This is a genomic window from Shewanella sp. SW32 (genome assembly GCF_025653365.1).
GTDB classification, from domain to species: Bacteria; Pseudomonadota; Gammaproteobacteria; order Enterobacterales; family Shewanellaceae; genus Shewanella; species Shewanella oncorhynchi.
In genome coordinates, this window is the sequence record NZ_JAKKSJ010000017.1 from 33,386 (window position 1) to 50,027 (window position 16,642).

Annotated in this window: 13 protein-coding genes; 7 read left to right on the forward strand and 6 right to left on the reverse strand. The window is 46.9% G+C overall.

The window, feature by feature from the left end; all coding sequences use genetic code 11:
- Positions 1–78: 78 nt before the first annotated feature.
- Positions 79–231 carry a hypothetical protein gene (locus L5M28_RS11725; protein ID WP_011846564.1) on the reverse strand — a complete coding sequence of 51 codons (153 nt, stop codon included), beginning with the start codon at positions 229–231 and terminating at the stop codon, positions 79–81.
- A gap of 597 nt (positions 232–828) precedes the next feature.
- On the opposite strand from L5M28_RS11725, the gene L5M28_RS11730 reads away from it, so the two are divergent.
- From L5M28_RS11730 to L5M28_RS11750, 5 genes are all read left to right on the forward strand, one after another.
- Entirely contained in the window at positions 829–1,671 is an 843-nt protein-coding gene (locus L5M28_RS11730) for a S1 RNA-binding domain-containing protein (RefSeq protein ID WP_006086322.1), read from the forward strand.
- A 133-nt stretch (positions 1,672–1,804) separates the two neighbouring features.
- Positions 1,805–2,476, forward strand: a complete 672-nt coding sequence (locus L5M28_RS11735; protein ID WP_113938766.1) for a YceH family protein — start codon at positions 1,805–1,807, stop codon at positions 2,474–2,476.
- Between the two features lie 161 nt (positions 2,477–2,637).
- The gene (locus L5M28_RS11740; protein WP_263203406.1) at positions 2,638–3,468 is read left to right on the forward strand and encodes an ABC transporter permease subunit; all 831 of its coding nucleotides are present in this window, start codon (positions 2,638–2,640) and stop codon (positions 3,466–3,468) included.
- The gene (locus tag L5M28_RS11745; RefSeq protein ID WP_173245407.1) at positions 3,465–4,379 is read left to right on the forward strand and encodes an ABC transporter ATP-binding protein; all 915 of its coding nucleotides are present in this window, start codon (positions 3,465–3,467) and stop codon (positions 4,377–4,379) included. The genes L5M28_RS11740 and L5M28_RS11745 overlap by 4 nt, the downstream gene beginning before the upstream one ends.
- A gap of 322 nt (positions 4,380–4,701) precedes the next feature.
- Positions 4,702–5,001 (forward strand): HU family DNA-binding protein, encoded by a 300-nt coding sequence (locus tag L5M28_RS11750; RefSeq protein WP_258547583.1) that lies wholly within the window; start codon positions 4,702–4,704, stop codon positions 4,999–5,001.
- A 152-nt stretch (positions 5,002–5,153) separates the two neighbouring features.
- Here the strand turns inward: L5M28_RS11750 and bioD are convergent, their stop codons facing one another.
- The 4 genes from bioD to bioB all read right to left on the reverse strand — a co-directional run bounded on the left by bioD (position 5,154) and on the right by bioB (position 9,522).
- Positions 5,154–5,894, reverse strand: a complete 741-nt coding sequence (gene bioD / locus L5M28_RS11755; RefSeq protein ID WP_263196045.1) for a dethiobiotin synthase — start codon at positions 5,892–5,894, stop codon at positions 5,154–5,156.
- A gap of 166 nt (positions 5,895–6,060) precedes the next feature.
- Positions 6,061–7,020 (reverse strand): methyltransferase domain-containing protein, encoded by a 960-nt coding sequence (locus L5M28_RS11760; RefSeq protein ID WP_263196044.1) that lies wholly within the window; start codon positions 7,018–7,020, stop codon positions 6,061–6,063.
- A gap of 64 nt (positions 7,021–7,084) precedes the next feature.
- The gene (locus tag L5M28_RS11765; RefSeq protein ID WP_263196043.1) at positions 7,085–8,317 is read right to left on the reverse strand and encodes an aminotransferase class I/II-fold pyridoxal phosphate-dependent enzyme; all 1,233 of its coding nucleotides are present in this window, start codon (positions 8,315–8,317) and stop codon (positions 7,085–7,087) included.
- 152 nt (positions 8,318–8,469) lie between these two features.
- A complete protein-coding gene (bioB, locus tag L5M28_RS11770; RefSeq protein WP_212599785.1) occupies positions 8,470–9,522 on the reverse strand; it encodes a biotin synthase BioB in 1,053 nt (350 codons plus the stop codon).
- Between the two features lie 122 nt (positions 9,523–9,644).
- Here bioB and bioA point away from each other — a divergent pair, with 122 nt between their 5' ends.
- Both bioA and L5M28_RS11780 read left to right on the forward strand, forming a co-directional pair.
- Entirely contained in the window at positions 9,645–11,000 is a 1,356-nt protein-coding gene (bioA, locus tag L5M28_RS11775; protein WP_263196042.1) for an adenosylmethionine--8-amino-7-oxononanoate transaminase, read from the forward strand.
- A gap of 392 nt (positions 11,001–11,392) precedes the next feature.
- Positions 11,393–12,994, forward strand: coding sequence for a methyl-accepting chemotaxis protein (locus L5M28_RS11780; RefSeq protein ID WP_263196041.1), 1,602 nt, complete (start codon positions 11,393–11,395; stop codon positions 12,992–12,994).
- 141 nt (positions 12,995–13,135) lie between these two features.
- On the opposite strand, the gene L5M28_RS11785 is transcribed toward L5M28_RS11780, so the two are convergent.
- The gene (locus L5M28_RS11785; RefSeq protein ID WP_263196040.1) at positions 13,136–16,576 is read right to left on the reverse strand and encodes a PAS domain-containing hybrid sensor histidine kinase/response regulator; all 3,441 of its coding nucleotides are present in this window, start codon (positions 16,574–16,576) and stop codon (positions 13,136–13,138) included.
- Positions 16,577–16,642 lie beyond the last annotated feature (66 nt).

The window sequence follows — 16,642 nt, forward strand, 5'->3', positions numbered from 1 at the left end:
CCGATAACACAAGTAGAAAACGAAAACCGATAACACTGAACTAGCGAAAACGCCAAACCAGCTTATCGCTAGGCAAGATTATTTTAACAGGGGACTATTGGCTTCTTCGCGGCCAGAATTGATGCGGATCAACGTGAGATGCTTAAGGCCAGTATCATCGTATGGTACGACAATCGAGCGTTGGCATTGTGACACTTTTAGGCAAAGTGCAAAAAATGGATGCTTGTGCATTAGCTAATAAAAACCCTCTTAACCCCATGTAACTACATCTACTGTTAATTACACGGTTAATGACTGGTGAACCATAAAACCTTTATTACTCACGTAATATTTGTAATGTCTGCAACGAGCGGAATCGTTGAACGGCGCAATTAAACCGCGCAATGTCACAGAATGCAAGCAAGAATCTCATTTAATCTTTTACATTAAAATATAATAAACACCTGCTTAACAATCACCCGCCACCCATTGGTTTTAAATAGAGTAATATTAGTTAGTTAACCCATAAACGTCGTACGAGTCTGTTCAATATTTTTTATATCACCTTTGTCACTTTTATTGACATTTACCCCTGTAAATATCCCTGATTTTTGTGTGTCACTCAAGTGATACACATTTGCCAACATTAAGCGAAGCCAAACAACCAATATCACGGCGCCAAACCCGCCACAAATCAGTGGTTCCTCCGAGACACAATGCGTGGTCAAGCCTGCGCTAAGTGGCGACTCACACACGCTAAGATAAAGCTCAAAGACAATAATGCTGCAGTTTCAGCACCGAAGTGTATAATCGCAACCGAATCACATTCCATTATGCACAGAGAGATCCATGGTACAGATAGGTAAAACCTGCAAACTTGAGGTTGTAAAACAAGTCAGCTTTGGCGTGTATTTAAACGCCCACGAATTAGGGCAAGTACTGCTGCCAAACAAAGTCACCCCAAAAGACTGCCAAGTCGGTGATCTGCTTGACGTGTTTCTGTATCTAGATTCTGAAGATATCGTGATTGCTACCACTCGCCGTCCATTGGCACAGGTAGGCGAATTTGCCTATTTAAAAGCCGTTGCAACCGGCCCTTATGGCGCCTTTTTAGACTGGGGCTTAGATAAAGATTTATTACTGCCCTTCGGTGAGCAACATAAGCCTATTGAAGAAGGCCGCTCATATCTGGTCTATGTACACGCCAACCGCGCCGATGAACGCATCATGGCCTCATCAAAAATCGATAAGTTCCTCGATAAGACTGAGCCTGAGTACACAGTTGGTGAGCAGGTCGATTTATACATCGGCGGCACCACAGATTTAGGCTACAAAGCCATTATTAATCATGCCCATTGGGGCGTGATTTACGAAAACGAAGTGTTCCAAAAACTGCGTTTCGGCCAAAGACTCAAAGGTTTCATCAAACAAGTGCGCCGCGATGGCAAAATCGATCTTGTGCTGCAACAAGGCAGTAAACAAGAGTTAGATAAGCACGCCCACATCATTCTGATCAAACTCAAACAGGCTGGCGGTTTCTTAGCCCTGACCGATAAAACCGATGCTGAAATCATTTACGATCAGCTTGGTATGAGTAAAAAAGCCTTCAAAAAAGCCATAGGTGGCTTATTTAAGAATGGTCAACTGAGCATAGATAATGATGGTTTGCGTTTGACTGAAACCGCAGAATAATCAACTCTATTCAGTACTTAGCGTTAAAATTGTACAGTTTACCATCACTAAGGCTGAGTTTGACTGACAACTCCTAGGATATTAAGCATGGCTCTGTTATAAACAAAGCCATGCTTTTTTCTTTGGAGCTTATATGGAACTCACGTTACACGAAGCCAGAGTCATCGGATGCCTGCTTGAGAAAGAAATCACCACCCCCGAGCAATATCCACTCTCGCTAAACTCATTGACCTTAGCCTGCAATCAAAAAACCAGCCGCGAGCCCGTACTCGAACTCAGTGAAACCCAAGTGCAAATCGCCGTTGATTCCCTAAATCGGAAACGTTTGATCAGCGAACAGTCGGGATTCGGCAGCCGTGTCGTTAAATACAAACACAGGTTCTGCAATACCGAATTCAGCGAACTTCAACTGTCCCCCGCCGCACTCGCCATCGTCTGTTTGTTGCTATTACGTGGCCCACAAACACCGGGAGAACTTCGGACCCGCAGCAACCGCCTACACGAATTTAAAGACGTGATCGACGTGGAAGATTGCATCCGTCAATTAATGAGCCGTGAAAAGCCCTTCTTAAAACAATTACCCAGAGAAGCCGGTCGCCGTGAATCCCGTTATGTGGAATTATTCTCTGCAGCGTCATCGCACGAAAGTGCTAGTCAATCCCATAGCACAAGTCATACCTTAGCCCATGTCGCTGTGTCTGTAGACGCAGAGCCGCTTGAATTAGTGAACAGAGTGACAGAGCTTGAGCAACAAGTGGCTGAACTGACGCAAAAGCTCGATGAATTAATCGCCTCATTGAGCTAATTGGCGATAGATAATGACTGATAAATACCGATGGATAATAAGTGCTATGTGAGCAACATGGCACTTATGGACCAATCCACTGTCTACCCAAGGGTGAGAAACTTAACCGCGCCAAGCACCATAGCCCCTGAACCTAGCGCAAAAAAGAATAGAGACAGCACATGACCAATAATCCACCCAGCAGTTTCAACAACATGTTTATTATCGCCATGTTTGAACTGCGCAAATTTTTATTTAATACCCGCGGGATCATCGCCTTGGTCGCCTTTGGTTTAGTTTGGGGTGTACTTCTGCTTTACCCCATTCAAAGTGCATCGGCCATGTTATTGCAGCCCAATGTAAAAGATATCATCGACAGTTTATTTGGTGCCAATACCCTCAATGTGCTCTTTGAGTGGCCCGTAGCCGAAATGGCGGTGTTTTGGTGTTTTGCGCTGTATTTGTTTCCACTGTTCAGTATTCTTATCGCAGCCGATCAGTTCTCATCGGATAAAACCCGCGGCACGCTGCGCTTTTTAACCATACGCACTAGCCGTGACAGCTTATTGTTCGGGCGTTTTCTCGGCCAAATTCTGATCCAAGGTTTACTGATCCTATTAACGATTATCGCCACTGTCGCCCTCGCGCTCAGCCGCGACAGCCAACTGATTTTATCTGCGTTAACGTCTGGCGCCTTAGTGGGCCTTAACCTCATCATAGTGATCTTGCCCTACACGGCTGTGATGACTTTATTGTCCCTGTATGCGCGCACGGCACGCCAAGCTATGGTGTTTGCCACCATTTTATGGACAGTGATTTCCATCACTATCATGGTGTTAGCTAACCAATCTAGCCTACTAGCACAACTCCAGTGGGTATTACCCGGTGCTCAACTGTCGGACATGCTCAATACCAATGGACTCAATAGCTTAGTCTATTCCCCGATTCCACTGTTACAAACCGCTGTGGCCCTCTTGCTCGGCAGAATTTATATGCAAAGGAGCTCGCTATGAGTCTGATCCAATGCCAAGGGCTGTCGAAGCTTTACGGCAGCAAAAAGGCGCTGAATGATGTGAGTTTCAGTCTTGAAGCGGGGGCCCCCATTGCCCTTGTCGGTCCCAATGGTGCGGGTAAAACCACGCTTTTTAGCCTGTTATGCGGCTATTTATCACCCAGCTCTGGAACCATAACCCTACTCGGTGAAGCCCCCAATAGCCCTAAACTCTTAGGCAAGATTGCCGCTTTACCCCAAGATGCAGTGCTCGATCCCAACTTGACGATTGTCAGTCAGTTAATATTTTTCGCTCGCCTGCAGGGAATGAACGTGGAGCAAGCAAAGCAAGAGGCACTGCGCGTGTTGGCCTTGGTCGATCTAATTGATGTTGCCGAGCAAAAACCGCCTAGCCTTAGCCACGGTATGAGTAAACGTGTATCGATTGCGCAGGCGCTGATTGGCTCGCCAGAATTAGTATTATTAGATGAACCGACGGCGGGACTCGATCCTGCCAATGCGAAAAAAGTCCGTGAACTGGTCAAAGCCTTATCACCCACCACGACCTTTATGATCAGCTCCCATAATCTCGATGAGCTCGAAAAGTTGTGCGATCAAGTGTTGTATTTAGATAAAGGCCAACTGAGTCAAGCAGTGTCAATGCATGCGTCGACCGACAGCGATTACCTGACGTTAACCATGCAAAACTGTGACAGCGATGCATTGCAAGCGGAAGTGGCAAAACTGGCGGGAGTGGTGAACATCAGCTCAAAACAAAGCAATGTGTTTATTATCCAGCTAGACGACACAAATACAGAAAAAGCGCACAACAATGATATTGAGATGCGCCTATTCGCCCTCTTCAATCAGCATCAATGGCAATACAAGATGCTGCTGAAAGGTCGCACTCTGGAAGAAACGCTCTTTTCATAGGCAAGCGTTAAAAGGGATTTCTCATCATCCAACGGTTGATTAGTGTTCAATCCATAGCTTAAGCGCAATACAGCTTGCGCTTAAGCCTTTTAACTAAGGTTTTTAACTAAACCTTTCAATAAGCCTTTAAATTAAGTCAGTCACTTCGCCCAGTAAAATCAGCCCACCACTCAATCCGACAAACTTGTTCTTACTTTAGCAACACACAATCACCAAAAGCTTCACAAGCCTGTCAATAAAACACCAATCAACCGCACTGAGCTTGCTATGGCTTTCAATCTCGGGACGAGCTTGTTATAACTCCCCTTCGATTGAACCTAAGCTGACTTCAGAGGTTTCTATGAACAAAGCACAACTTATCCAACGTATTGCCGCCGAGCTCAATGCATCGCAAGCGAGCACTAAACCTGTGGTTGAGCAGATACTGCAACAGATCCACGCCGCCTTGAGCGAAGGCGAGAAAATTTTCCTGCCACAATTTGGCACCTTTGAACTCAGATACCATGTCGCTAAAACAGGGCGTAATCCACAAACGGGCGAAGCCATAGAAATCGACGGTTACAATCAGCCCAGCTTTAAAGCCTCAACCGCATTGAAGCAGCAAATCAATAGCGGCGCTTAGCTTCAATGTGCAAGCACTATTTTGCGAGATTTTGCGAACATTAGTCAGCAGCCTTGATAGAAATAAGCCTCAACATAATTTGAGGCTCATTTTTTATCAAAAGAAAAATAACCGTTCCGCTTAGGGGAAAGCCTTAAACAATTATGCAGTCGCTAAGTATTGCTCTCCTCACCTTGATAAAGTGGCGCAATATCGACATAGTCAGCAGCGTTTTCAGCACTTGGATCCTCGAAAAATGGCACACAACCGAGGAAAGGTGCTGTCATCATCTCTTTAAGGCTCGTCAGATTCTCCTCAAACATACTCATGTTCGGATCGACACGATTAGCAACCCAGCCTGCAATCTTAAGCCCATCGGCCAATATCGCCTCTTGAGTCAGCAATGCATGATTTAAGCAGCCGAGTTTCATGCCAACCACGAGTATCACTGGCAGTTCTAATCTCTGTACGACTTCCGAAAGATACCTGCCATCACCTAAGGGTAAACGCCAGCCTCCCGCGCCTTCAATCAAGCAAAAATCTGCTTGAGCAAATGCCACTAAATCTAAACTTTCAATGATAGCTTCAGGCGCTAAACTCACGCCCACTTGGGCAGCGGCAATGTGCGGTGCAATCGCAGGTTCGAAGGAAAAAGGATTGATGAGTGGATAAGCCAGTTTTAATGATGATGACGTCATCAGCTGTAACGCATCGGCATTGCGCAATCCTTCAGAGGTTTGCGCGCAGCCCGAGGCGATGGGTTTAACACCTAAAGTCAACATAGTGTTGGCTGCAAGAATACTCACAGCGGAGTCAGCATTGGCTATGAGCCCTAAACGATTCACAGCGGTTAATAATGCCGCCGAAACCAAAGTCTTACCGCTATCGGTATCTGTACCTGTTACAAAATACATATTAGATCCTTATCTGTTACTATGAGTTCTGCTTTGTTAAGCCCACTCTCCATAAGCTAAATGTCCATATAGCTAACGATCTCTATACGTAATGTTAAAAAACCAACGTTTTCTAGATATTAGTGCTAATTGATAATGCCATGACTAAAGGCATAATATGTGAACTTTAAAACCTGCGCCGTGCACGTATTTGAACTATCTGATAGGTTAAAGGCAAACCTTGGGGTAAACGTAGCGATTCGGCTTTAACCTGCATGGCCTGCCAATCTTGACGACCACGCAGCCGTGGAGTGAATTCTGAAGCACTCACTGTTGAACCTGAAACCCGAGTTGTTGAACTGGCGACATGTACAGAAGCCCCCACACCTTTAATTGAATAGAGTAGTGCCTTAAGAGTGTCAAAATACACTGTCATAGGGACGAGTTGCACTTCAAGTAATTCCCATGTATCGAGTTTAAATGCAGCCTTGAGTGCTTGCATCGTCGAAAAGTCATTCACTCTTAACCCTAATTCAGCTAATTGATTCAAACTCCCCTGCGCTACTAGGCTCAAATGACACTCGCCGTTCGGCTTAAGTACCCGCGCCATTTCGGCTACCGCAGCAGGAAAATCAGCACACCATTGCAGGGCTAGATTAGAGTAAATAACATCCATGCTGCCATTGGTAAAAGGTAAACACTGCGCATCGGCACATACGCCATGATAATCGGGATAAGACTGTTTTAGCTTTTGTAGCATGCCAAGGGCAATATCCACGGCAAATACTGTTGTGGATGAATTTTGCGTAGAGAGATCCGCTGGTTGAGAGACACTGTGATACCCAGAAAAATCCGTGCCTGGGCCTGCCCCTATGTCTAACAGATAACCTGCTGCCGAAAACTCACTGAGTAAACTGGCAGCGCTCAGGCGTTGTAATTGATTATGATCTTGGTAACTATGGGCCGCTGCGGAAAAACGTTCAGCAATTTGAGTCCCGTGCACATTGGACACAGTCCCCGCGAGAATGCCCCCATAAGAAACGCCCGCATTAAGCTCACTCAGCTTAAGATCGCAAGCTATAAACTTGTTTGACTCATGAGCAGGCTCGCTACAGCTTGGATCACTAGACTTTATCAGGCTTGGCATTTTAACTAACACTCAACCATAAAAACTTAACATTCAATAAAATAACGCGATCTATAGGGTACATTTATCTGTACTCATCGGCAGATTCTCGTTCACTGACAAGCGGAATACCAACACGACTGAGCACTTGGGCTAATTGCTCAACACAAGCAACGATATCTTCAGCGGTATGGGTCGCCGTTAAGGTAATGCGTAACCGCGCCGACCCTACAGGCACCGTCGGCGGGCGAATAGCCCCAACCCAAATGCCCGCGGCTCTTAACGTTTCGGCGACCTGCAGGGTTTGCTGCGCATCGCCAATGATCAACGGCTGAATTGCGGTATCCGAACCTAAAAGGGGCACGGCAGCATCGAGGCATAACTGTTTGAATAGCGAAATATTCTCAAGCAGCTTTTGCTGTAACTCAGGATGTGCAGTGCAGTACCGAGTCGCGGCTAACGCTAATGCGGCATTGGCGGGCGATAAGGCGGTCGAATAAATATATTCGCGGGCATTACTGACCAAAAAGTCGATCAGCGCCTGACTCCCCAAAACCGCTGCGCCTTGGCAACCTAATGCCTTACCAAAGGTCACCACTTGCACATCGATAAGCTTGGCGGCTTTATCTCTTACATCACTATTTTGATAGCCATCGAGCACCGCAAAACCATGGGCATCATCAACAATCAACCAAGTATTCTGTTGACGACAAAGCGCCGATAACTGCGTGATCGGCGCACAATCCCCGTCCATGCTAAACACGCTTTCTGTGATTAACGCCGATGCGTGATTTCGAGTCAGAAGCCGCTCAGCGCTCTCAAGCGAATTATGTAAAAAACGTTTTAACTGCGCACCGCTGTCCTGCAAACCATCGATAATTGAGGCATGCACAAGTTTATCGGCAATCACAGTATCTTGCTGATCAAACAAGGTTTTCATTAACGCCGTATTGGCACTAAAGCCCGAGCAGAATAGTAATCCCGCTTCATGTCCCGTTAAGGCGCAGAGTTCACGTTCAAGTGTGACATGCGCATCACTGTACCCTGTCACTAAGGGCGATGCGCCGCTACCCACACCGTAGGTCTGCGCACCAAGGTGCAGCGCTTCAACCAACTCAGGAACGCGGGATAAGCCTAAATAATCATTACTGCTAAAATTAACATAGGATCGACCTTCGAACACAAAGCGCGGGCTCGAAGTGGGTGCGTTAACATCAAAGCTGTGATCAACACTCAGCATTTTACGTTGCCGTAATAAACCTTGCTCACGTAAGGCTTGCTGACGGGCGGCAATTTTCATCTCGAGCAGAGAACTCATCGATTTAGCCTCAAGAATGATTGTCTTAAAAATGCTTGCTTGAAAAATGGAGTGCGGCCAATAAAGCTATCGGCCGCAATCAAAATAGGCTGCAGCCAACAAGGTTTACAGGCTATTCGACCTGTTTGTCGGACAACATGCACTCAGTGATATTACAAAGCAGCCGCGTCATAGAATTGTGCCGATGACTTATCTTGATAGGCCGCCGCTTTTGCTAAAACAGCACTTTCTTCTTCCAGTTTTGCCGCGGCGCCCTGCTCGGGACGTAAGCCTAAACGTCGAAATAGCCCCATATCATCGCTTTCTTCTGGGTTTGGTGTGGTCAGCAATTTACAACCATAGAAAATCGAGTTAGCGCCGGCAAAGAAACACATGGCCTGCAGCTCATCACTCATATTTTCGCGGCCTGCCGATAACCGCACGCGGGAAAGCGGCATTAAGATACGCGCCACGGCGATAGTACGCACAAATTCGAGTGGGTCGAGGTCGTCAAGCTTCTCAAACGGCGTGCCCGCCACTTTAACTAACATATTGATCGGTACTGAATCAGGATGCTGCGGTAAATTAGCCAGCTGTTGTAGTAAGCCTGCGCGATCCGTCGCCTTTTCACCCATGCCGACAATCCCGCCCGAGCACACTTTCATGCCTGAAGCGCGCACATGTGTCAGTGTATCTAAACGATTTTGATAGGTACGTGTCGTGATCACATCGCCGTAATATTCAGGCGAAGTATCTAAATTATGGTTGTAATAATCTAAGCCAGCACTGGCTAAATCGTTCGCTTGATCTTCAGAAAGCATGCCGAGCGTCATACAGGTTTCCATACCTAAGGCTTTAACTTCTTGCACCATTTGCTTAAGGTACGGCATGTCTTTTTCTTTTGGGTTACGCCAAGCTGCGCCCATACAGAAACGAGAAGCCCCCGCGGCCTTAGCGCTGCGCGCTTCGGTCAGCACAGTTTCCATTGCCAGCAAACGCTCTTTTTCTAGACCTGTGTCATAACGGGCGCTCTGTGGGCAATATTTACAATCCTCAGGGCAAGCACCGGTTTTAATCGATAACAAGCGGCTAATTTGCACTTCATTAGGATCGTACACTTCACGGTGAATGCTGTGGGCTTTAAATAACAAATCATTCATCGGCAGCGCAAATAAGGCTTCGATTTCTTCCCGTTTCCAATCATGACGAACTTGCAACTGCGACATTGAACACCCTTTTTATTCTGTTTTTTATCTTGGCTAGGATAACCTCAGCCCTTAAACTGTCAACGCCAACCAGTGAACCCAGTTTACTAATGGCTACTTTATCACCAAAAAAGTGAGCTTTTATGCGCAATTTACTCGATTTTGACTTTGATAGCGCCCATATTTGGCATCCTTACACCTCAATGACCCGATCTCTTCCTGTTTTTGGTGTACACAGCGCCAAAGGCTGTGAATTGGAATTAGTTGATGGCCGCAAGTTGGTCGATGGCACTAGCTCGTGGTGGGCCTGTGTGCACGGCTATGCACATCCCGAGATATTAACCGCGATGGAAAAACAGTTGCATCAACTGAGCCATGTGATGTTTGGCGGTATCACCCATGAACCCGCCATTGAACTGTGCAAAAAACTTATCGCTATGACCTGCGAACCGCTGACAAAGGTCTTTTTGTGCGACTCTGGATCTATCTCAGTCGAAGTGGCAATTAAAATGGCGCTGCAATATTGGCAAGGTCAGAGTTGGCAAGGGCGAAGTGTACATGGAGAAGAACGACCGCTAAAACAACGCATTCTTACCGTTAAGAAGGGTTACCACGGCGATACCTTTGCCGCGATGAGCGTATGCGATCCCGAAGGCGGCATGCACACTATGTTTGGCGATGCAGTAACCAAGCAATCATTTGTGCCCGCGCCACAAACCGCATTTGGCGAAGCTTTACAAGCCGATGATTTAACCGCAATGCGCGACATATTAAGCATTAATCACCATGATATTGCCGCAGTGATTATAGAGCCGATAATGCAAGGCGCTGGCGGTATGCGTTTCTACAGCGCAGATTATTTAACGGGTCTTCGTGCCCTATGTGATGAATTTGATGTCCTGCTGATCTTAGATGAAATAGCCACTGGCTTTGGTCGAACAGGCAAGCTTTTTGCCCATGAGCACGCCAATATTACCCCTGATATCTTATGTTTAGGCAAAGCGCTGACTGGCGGTTATATCAGCCTAGCGGCAACGCTATGTACCGATAAAGTTGCCCAAGGAATCAGCCAATCTCCCGCGGGCGTGTTTATGCATGGTCCGACATTTATGGGCAACCCGCTGGCCTGCGCGGCGGCGTGTGCAAGCTTAGACATAATTAACCGTAATGAATGGCAAGCGCAAGTGGCCGCTATCGAGCAGCAAATGCGCGTTGAACTTAAGGATGCGATTGATTTGCCAAGCGTAAAAGATGTGCGCGTGCTCGGCGCAGTGGGCGTGTTAGAGATGCACGAACCCGTCAATACCGCTGAGTTACAGCAGCAATTTGTCGATTTAGGCGTCTGGGTGCGTCCCTTCGCCAACCTTATCTATATCATGCCGCCCTATATCATTAGCTCAGCACAATTAAGCCAACTCACCAGTGCGATGAAGCAAGTCGCAGCAGGTATTAGCGCGGTATCAAAAAGTCTTGAGCCGCAGCTTATCAGCCACGGTTAATGCTTTAGCGCTTGACCATCTTTTAGCTTAACGCTCTTTCAACTCAATAAGCCTTCAACTTACATAGGCTCTCAAATAAACGAACCCCTGCGCACTGTGCGCTAGGGGTTCGAACTGCCTGGCTTATATCAGTACTCAGCAGCCCCTTCCCTTGTTCGAATCTCGCATCCTCTCGATAGATAAACGCGCTAAGGTTGCAATTGCAATATTGCTCACAATTTCCATTAAAACCCTGTAATTTAGTGCATTTATTTAATCCGCCAACTGGAAATTTTATCAAAGCCAACGATGCTTATATCACTCACTTTACACAACATATCTTTCGCCAAAAGCTGACAACAACTTGAGCAGAGGGAATGGCTTAAATCGCTACACAAAGAAAAGGAGATCATATGTTCAAACTCGCTGACATCCCCGTTAATCGAAAACTCGCACTACAGCTCATTATCGCCCTCGCAGGTGCCTTAATTTTACTCACTATTTCCGTCACAGCCCTCAAGCACAACCTGATGGCAGAGCGTGAAGCACGACTTAATGCCGTATTATCCCTCGCCAGTAGCCGTATCCAAGCGTTGTCGCAATCGCTGCCCCTAGAGCAGGCACAGCAAGCCGCTAAAGACATGTTGAACGACATGCGTTTTGATGGTGATAACTACTTGTTTGTGATTGATGAATCGAGGCACGTTATCGTTCATCCCATCAAAAAAGAACTGGTTGGCCAACAAATGGGTAATCGAGGCGAAGAGAATTATTGGTTCGAAATGGTCGAACTCGGCCGTGATGGCAAACAAGGATTAGTCGAATACCGCTGGACGACGGCGAATGGCAAATCAGCGCAAAAAATCTCACTTGTCATGGGATTTAAACCTTGGGGCTGGATCTTAGGCTCAGGTATGTTACTCCAAGATATCGAAGCTACCATTTGGAATGAATACCTCACCATGGGAGGCATTACATTTGTCATTATTGTGCTTATGGCTTGGCTAGGTTATGCCATTAGCCGCTCTATTACTCAGCCATTGGATGATGTGAATCTGGCTATGCTCGCCATCACAAAAGGTGATTTAACGACTCAGCTAAAAATCTATGGTAAAGATGAACTTGGCATCTTAGCCCACAATATAAACCAAAGCATAGACTCCATTCGTAGCACTTTACTTCAAGCGAGTCATAGCGCTGACAATGTTGCACAGGCCTCGGCTCGGATCGCCTCAACTGCAGAGGAAACCAATCAAGCGGTAAATAATCAGCGGGATCAACTCGCCCAACTTGCCACCGCCATGAATGAAATGAGCGCCACTATCGCCGATGTCGCGAATAATGCGGAGAGCACAGCTAAAGATACCAAAGAAGCCACTTGGGAAGCTGGCCTTGGCGACCAAGATGTTCACGCCAGCGTAGATGGTATTCATGCTCTTGCCAAAGAAGTGGAGCAAGCGACGGATCAAGTAAATATGCTTAAAGAGGAAGTCATGCAGATCAGCGAGGTCACCTCTGTTATCAGCGCGATTTCAGACCAAACCAACTTGCTGGCACTGAATGCGGCAATTGAAGCCGCCCGCGCTGGCGAACAAGGGCGAGGGTTCGCTGTAGTCGCCGATGAAGTGAGGCAACTTGCCAGTCGCACTAGGCAATCGACCGAAGAAATTCAAAACACGATTTCATTATTGCAACAACGGGCCGTGAGCGCCGCTAAGGCAATGGATGCAAGCCGAGCTTTGGCAGAAAACAGTGTGAGTCAATCGGCAAAAGCGGGGAAGGATTTATCGCTTATTGTTGCTCATATAAAACATGTGAGTGACATGGCAACCCATATCGCCACCGCCGCAGAAGAACAAAGTGTGGTCGCAGAAGACATGAACAGAAACGTGTGCGGGATTAATAACTCAGCGCTCGAAGTCTCTGAATCGGCGACTTATTTGGCTCAAGAAAGTGAAAATTTGGCCGAATTATCACTGAATTTAAACAATAAACTGGCCGTATTCAAACTCTAGTCATGTATTTAGTTACACCCACAAACCTGTGTCAAACCGTTTAGCCAAGATAAGCCGCATAAAAAACTGCGCGATTATCTTGGCATTTCGTTAAACGTGCCGACGTCACTAAACTCATGTTACCGAACACGTATACCAAGCTTATTTTACCAAGCTAGAAATCAAGGCACGTAGCGCGGCAGGTTTTATCATTTTCGCCATATAGTGATAGCCGCGGCGTTGCACATCTTCCACCAACTCTTTGCGGGTATTGGCGGTGATCAAAATACCGGGCAAATCTTGTCCATAAAGCGCGCGAATACCGTCCATCGCATCGACGCCATTTTGGCCATCATCTAAATGGTAATCCGCGAGCACAATATCAGGCGCGACGCCTTTCAGTCCTAGTTTAATGCGTGCATCGGATAAATCTTTTGCACAGATAACCTCACACTGCCAGCGGCTTAATAAGCTTTCTAATCCAGCTAAAATGGCCTCTTCGTTGTCGATACACAACACTTTGATACCCGATAACGGCTGCAGCAGCGACGGTAACGCCTTCACTTGTGGCTGACGCACAGTTTCTCCAAGCGGTACACAAATGGAGAAGACCGAGCCGCGCCCTAAATGGGATGAAACCTGAATACCGTGTTCTAACACTTTACTGATGCGATCAGCAATCGCCAGACCTAAGCCCAAGCCGCTAACATTGTTGCTCTTAGGATTATTCAACCGCTTAAATTCTTTGAAAATTTCTTGGGTTTCTTTTTCATCAATACCACAACCCGTGTCTAACACTTGGATCTCAAGGTAATGACCGCGATGGCGACAACCAAACAAGACTCTGCCACCACGGGCGTAACGGTAGGCATTAGTTAAAAAGTTTTGTAATACTCTGCGCAGTAACGAAGGATCAGAATTAACGGTTGCGCTGCATGGAACCATCTTAAAACGAATTTGGTTATCCGCCGCCATCGCTTCAAATTCAACGGATAAGCCATTGATCAGTTCTGAAATCGCAAAGTCACGGCGATTTACATCCACCATACCTGAGTCGAGTTTAGAAATATCCAATAGGTCAGTGAGCAATTCGCCGGCAATTTTTAGCGAGCTATTCACATGGGATAAGGTGGTTCTGGCCTCGCGATCTAGATTGGGATACTGAGATAACGACGCAGTGAACAGTCGCGCAGCATTAAGTGGCTGCATTAAATCATGGCCGACGGCGGCCAAGAAGCGACTCTTAGAGGCGTTGGCGATTTCTTCCTGCGCTTTAGCCTCCAGTAACTCACTGTTTAACATGGCTAATTCATAGGTACGTTCGTTAACGCGACTTTCTAAGGTTTCATTGGCTTCGAGCAGCGCGCGCTCCTGCTCGCGATACTGAGTAATATCGGTAAAGGTCATCACAAAACCACCGTCTGGCATGGGATTACCTTGAATTTTAATCACTTTACCGTCTCTGCGATGGCGCTCAGAAGTGTGCGGCGTGCCATTACGCATATGCTGCACCCGCTGCTCAACCTGCTGTTCTATTTCCCCTTCACCACAATAACCCCGCGCCGCATTAAAGCGGATCACTTCACTGATGGGCATGCCCTGCTGCAAAAATCCATCGGGATATTGATACAGCTCCACATATTTGTAATTCCATGCCACAAGATTGAGATCGTTATCGATAACACTCATGCCTTCATAGGCGTGTTCAATCGCGCCGCGCAACATGTCTTGGCTGAGCATGATTTTCGATGAGGCTTCATCGACCAGACTAAAGACTTCATCCAGCGCTAAATCGCGCCCTTGCAGCACGGAATCCATCACTAGCGCTGCGCTTGAAGCGCCGAGTACGCCCGCCAATAAACGTTCAGTGTGGAAAATCAGCTCTGGCGGCGCCGCTTTATGCCAACTATCACTTTTTACCGCATCAATAGAGAAACGGCTAAAGCTCTCGTAGGCGCGCGTTGGGCTAACGAAACGACTCGCCAGTATCAGTAAGTCCTGCTGTGAAATCGGACCATTTTTCTTATTGGCGCTGTTTTTTAATTTACCCGGACTCACAAAAGCACTGGCCTGAATACGCTCAGCCACACCCGCTCTAAACCAAATAGAACCCAAAATATAACAGGCAATATTGGCAAAAAGAGCCGTCAGCGCATCACGCACATTAGGCGTTATCGCATCTAGCAGGCCTTTCTCGCTCGCGACACTAGACAAGAACGCCGATGAGCTTTGCACATCGGTCATGCCCTGCAACATGATGTAGAACCACAACGCAAAGCCCACGCCGAGTCCTAAAAATACCCCAGCACGATTGCCGTGTTTCCAATAGAGTCCACCGACTAAAGCTGGCGCAAGTTGGGCAAAAGCCCCAAAAGACAACATGCCTAAATGGGACAAGGAATCACTGTCTGATAATGCCAAATAGCTGCCATAGCCTAAGCCAAGAATAATCACGATCGCTAAGCGGCGGGCATTAAGTAACAGGTGCGAGAACTGACTGAAGTTTTTCTCGCGGATATGGCCTGTGCGCAGCATCACTGGCACCAGCCATTCGTTACTTACCATCACACTGATAGTCACCACCGCCACTATCACCATGCCAGTTGCCGCCGAAAGTGTGCCAAGTAATGCAATCACCGCCAGCAAAGGTTGATCTAACGCCAGCGGTAAATTAATCACATAGGTATCGGCCGACACTGAATCGCCGAGGATGATCTTCCCCGCCAAGGCGAGCGGTCCAACGAACAAGCCAAAGAGTGCTAAATAAATGGGAAACAGCCAACGCCCTTTTGACAAAACTGACTCATCGGCGCATTCCACCACCATTACATGGAACTGCCTTGGCATACATAAAAAGGCCGCCATTCCGACGAGTAACTCAGGCATTAAGGCTTCAATACGTGGATTAGGATAATTAATTAGTGACTGCGCATTGGCCTGCTGCCAAATATCCCCAAAACCATCGAACACTCCGAAACTGATGATGATGCCGACCAACAAAAATGCGGCAAGTTTCACCAGAGACTCAAATGCAATCGCGAGCATCATGCCGGGATTATGCTCGGTCGCATCGAGTTTGCGAGTACCAAATAAAATGGCAAATATGGCTAACAGCGAAGTGATCAGTAAAGGAATCGTCACGCCATCGAGGGGATCGTCAGCGGGTTGAAACAAATTAAGACTGAACACCATCGCCTTAAGCTGCAGGGCGATATAGGGCATGATGCCAAACAAGGCAATTAAGGTGACTAAGGCGGCTAAGGTTTGAGATTTGCCGTATCGGGCGGCAATAAAGTCGGCCACGGAAGTGATATTTTGCGCCTTAGACACTAATACCATCTTGCGTAACATGCCAAAACCTAAAGTAAAAATCAGAATAGGGCCGATAAAAATCGGTAAGAAAGACCAAAAATCCTTAGCCGATTGCCCAACTGTGCCTAAAAAACTCCACGAGGAGCAATAAACCGCTAAGCTCAGACCATAGATAACGACCTGAAGCTTTTTAGTGATCTGAGTAAACCAACGCTCCGCCCCCCAAGCCAATAGGAATAAAAGCGAGACATAACAGACGGCAATAACAGCAACGACTAAGGTTAAATTCATACTTTGCTCTTTTTTCTGATTATTGTGCGATAAAACCTGTCTAAAATCTAGCCGGATTTTTAATGC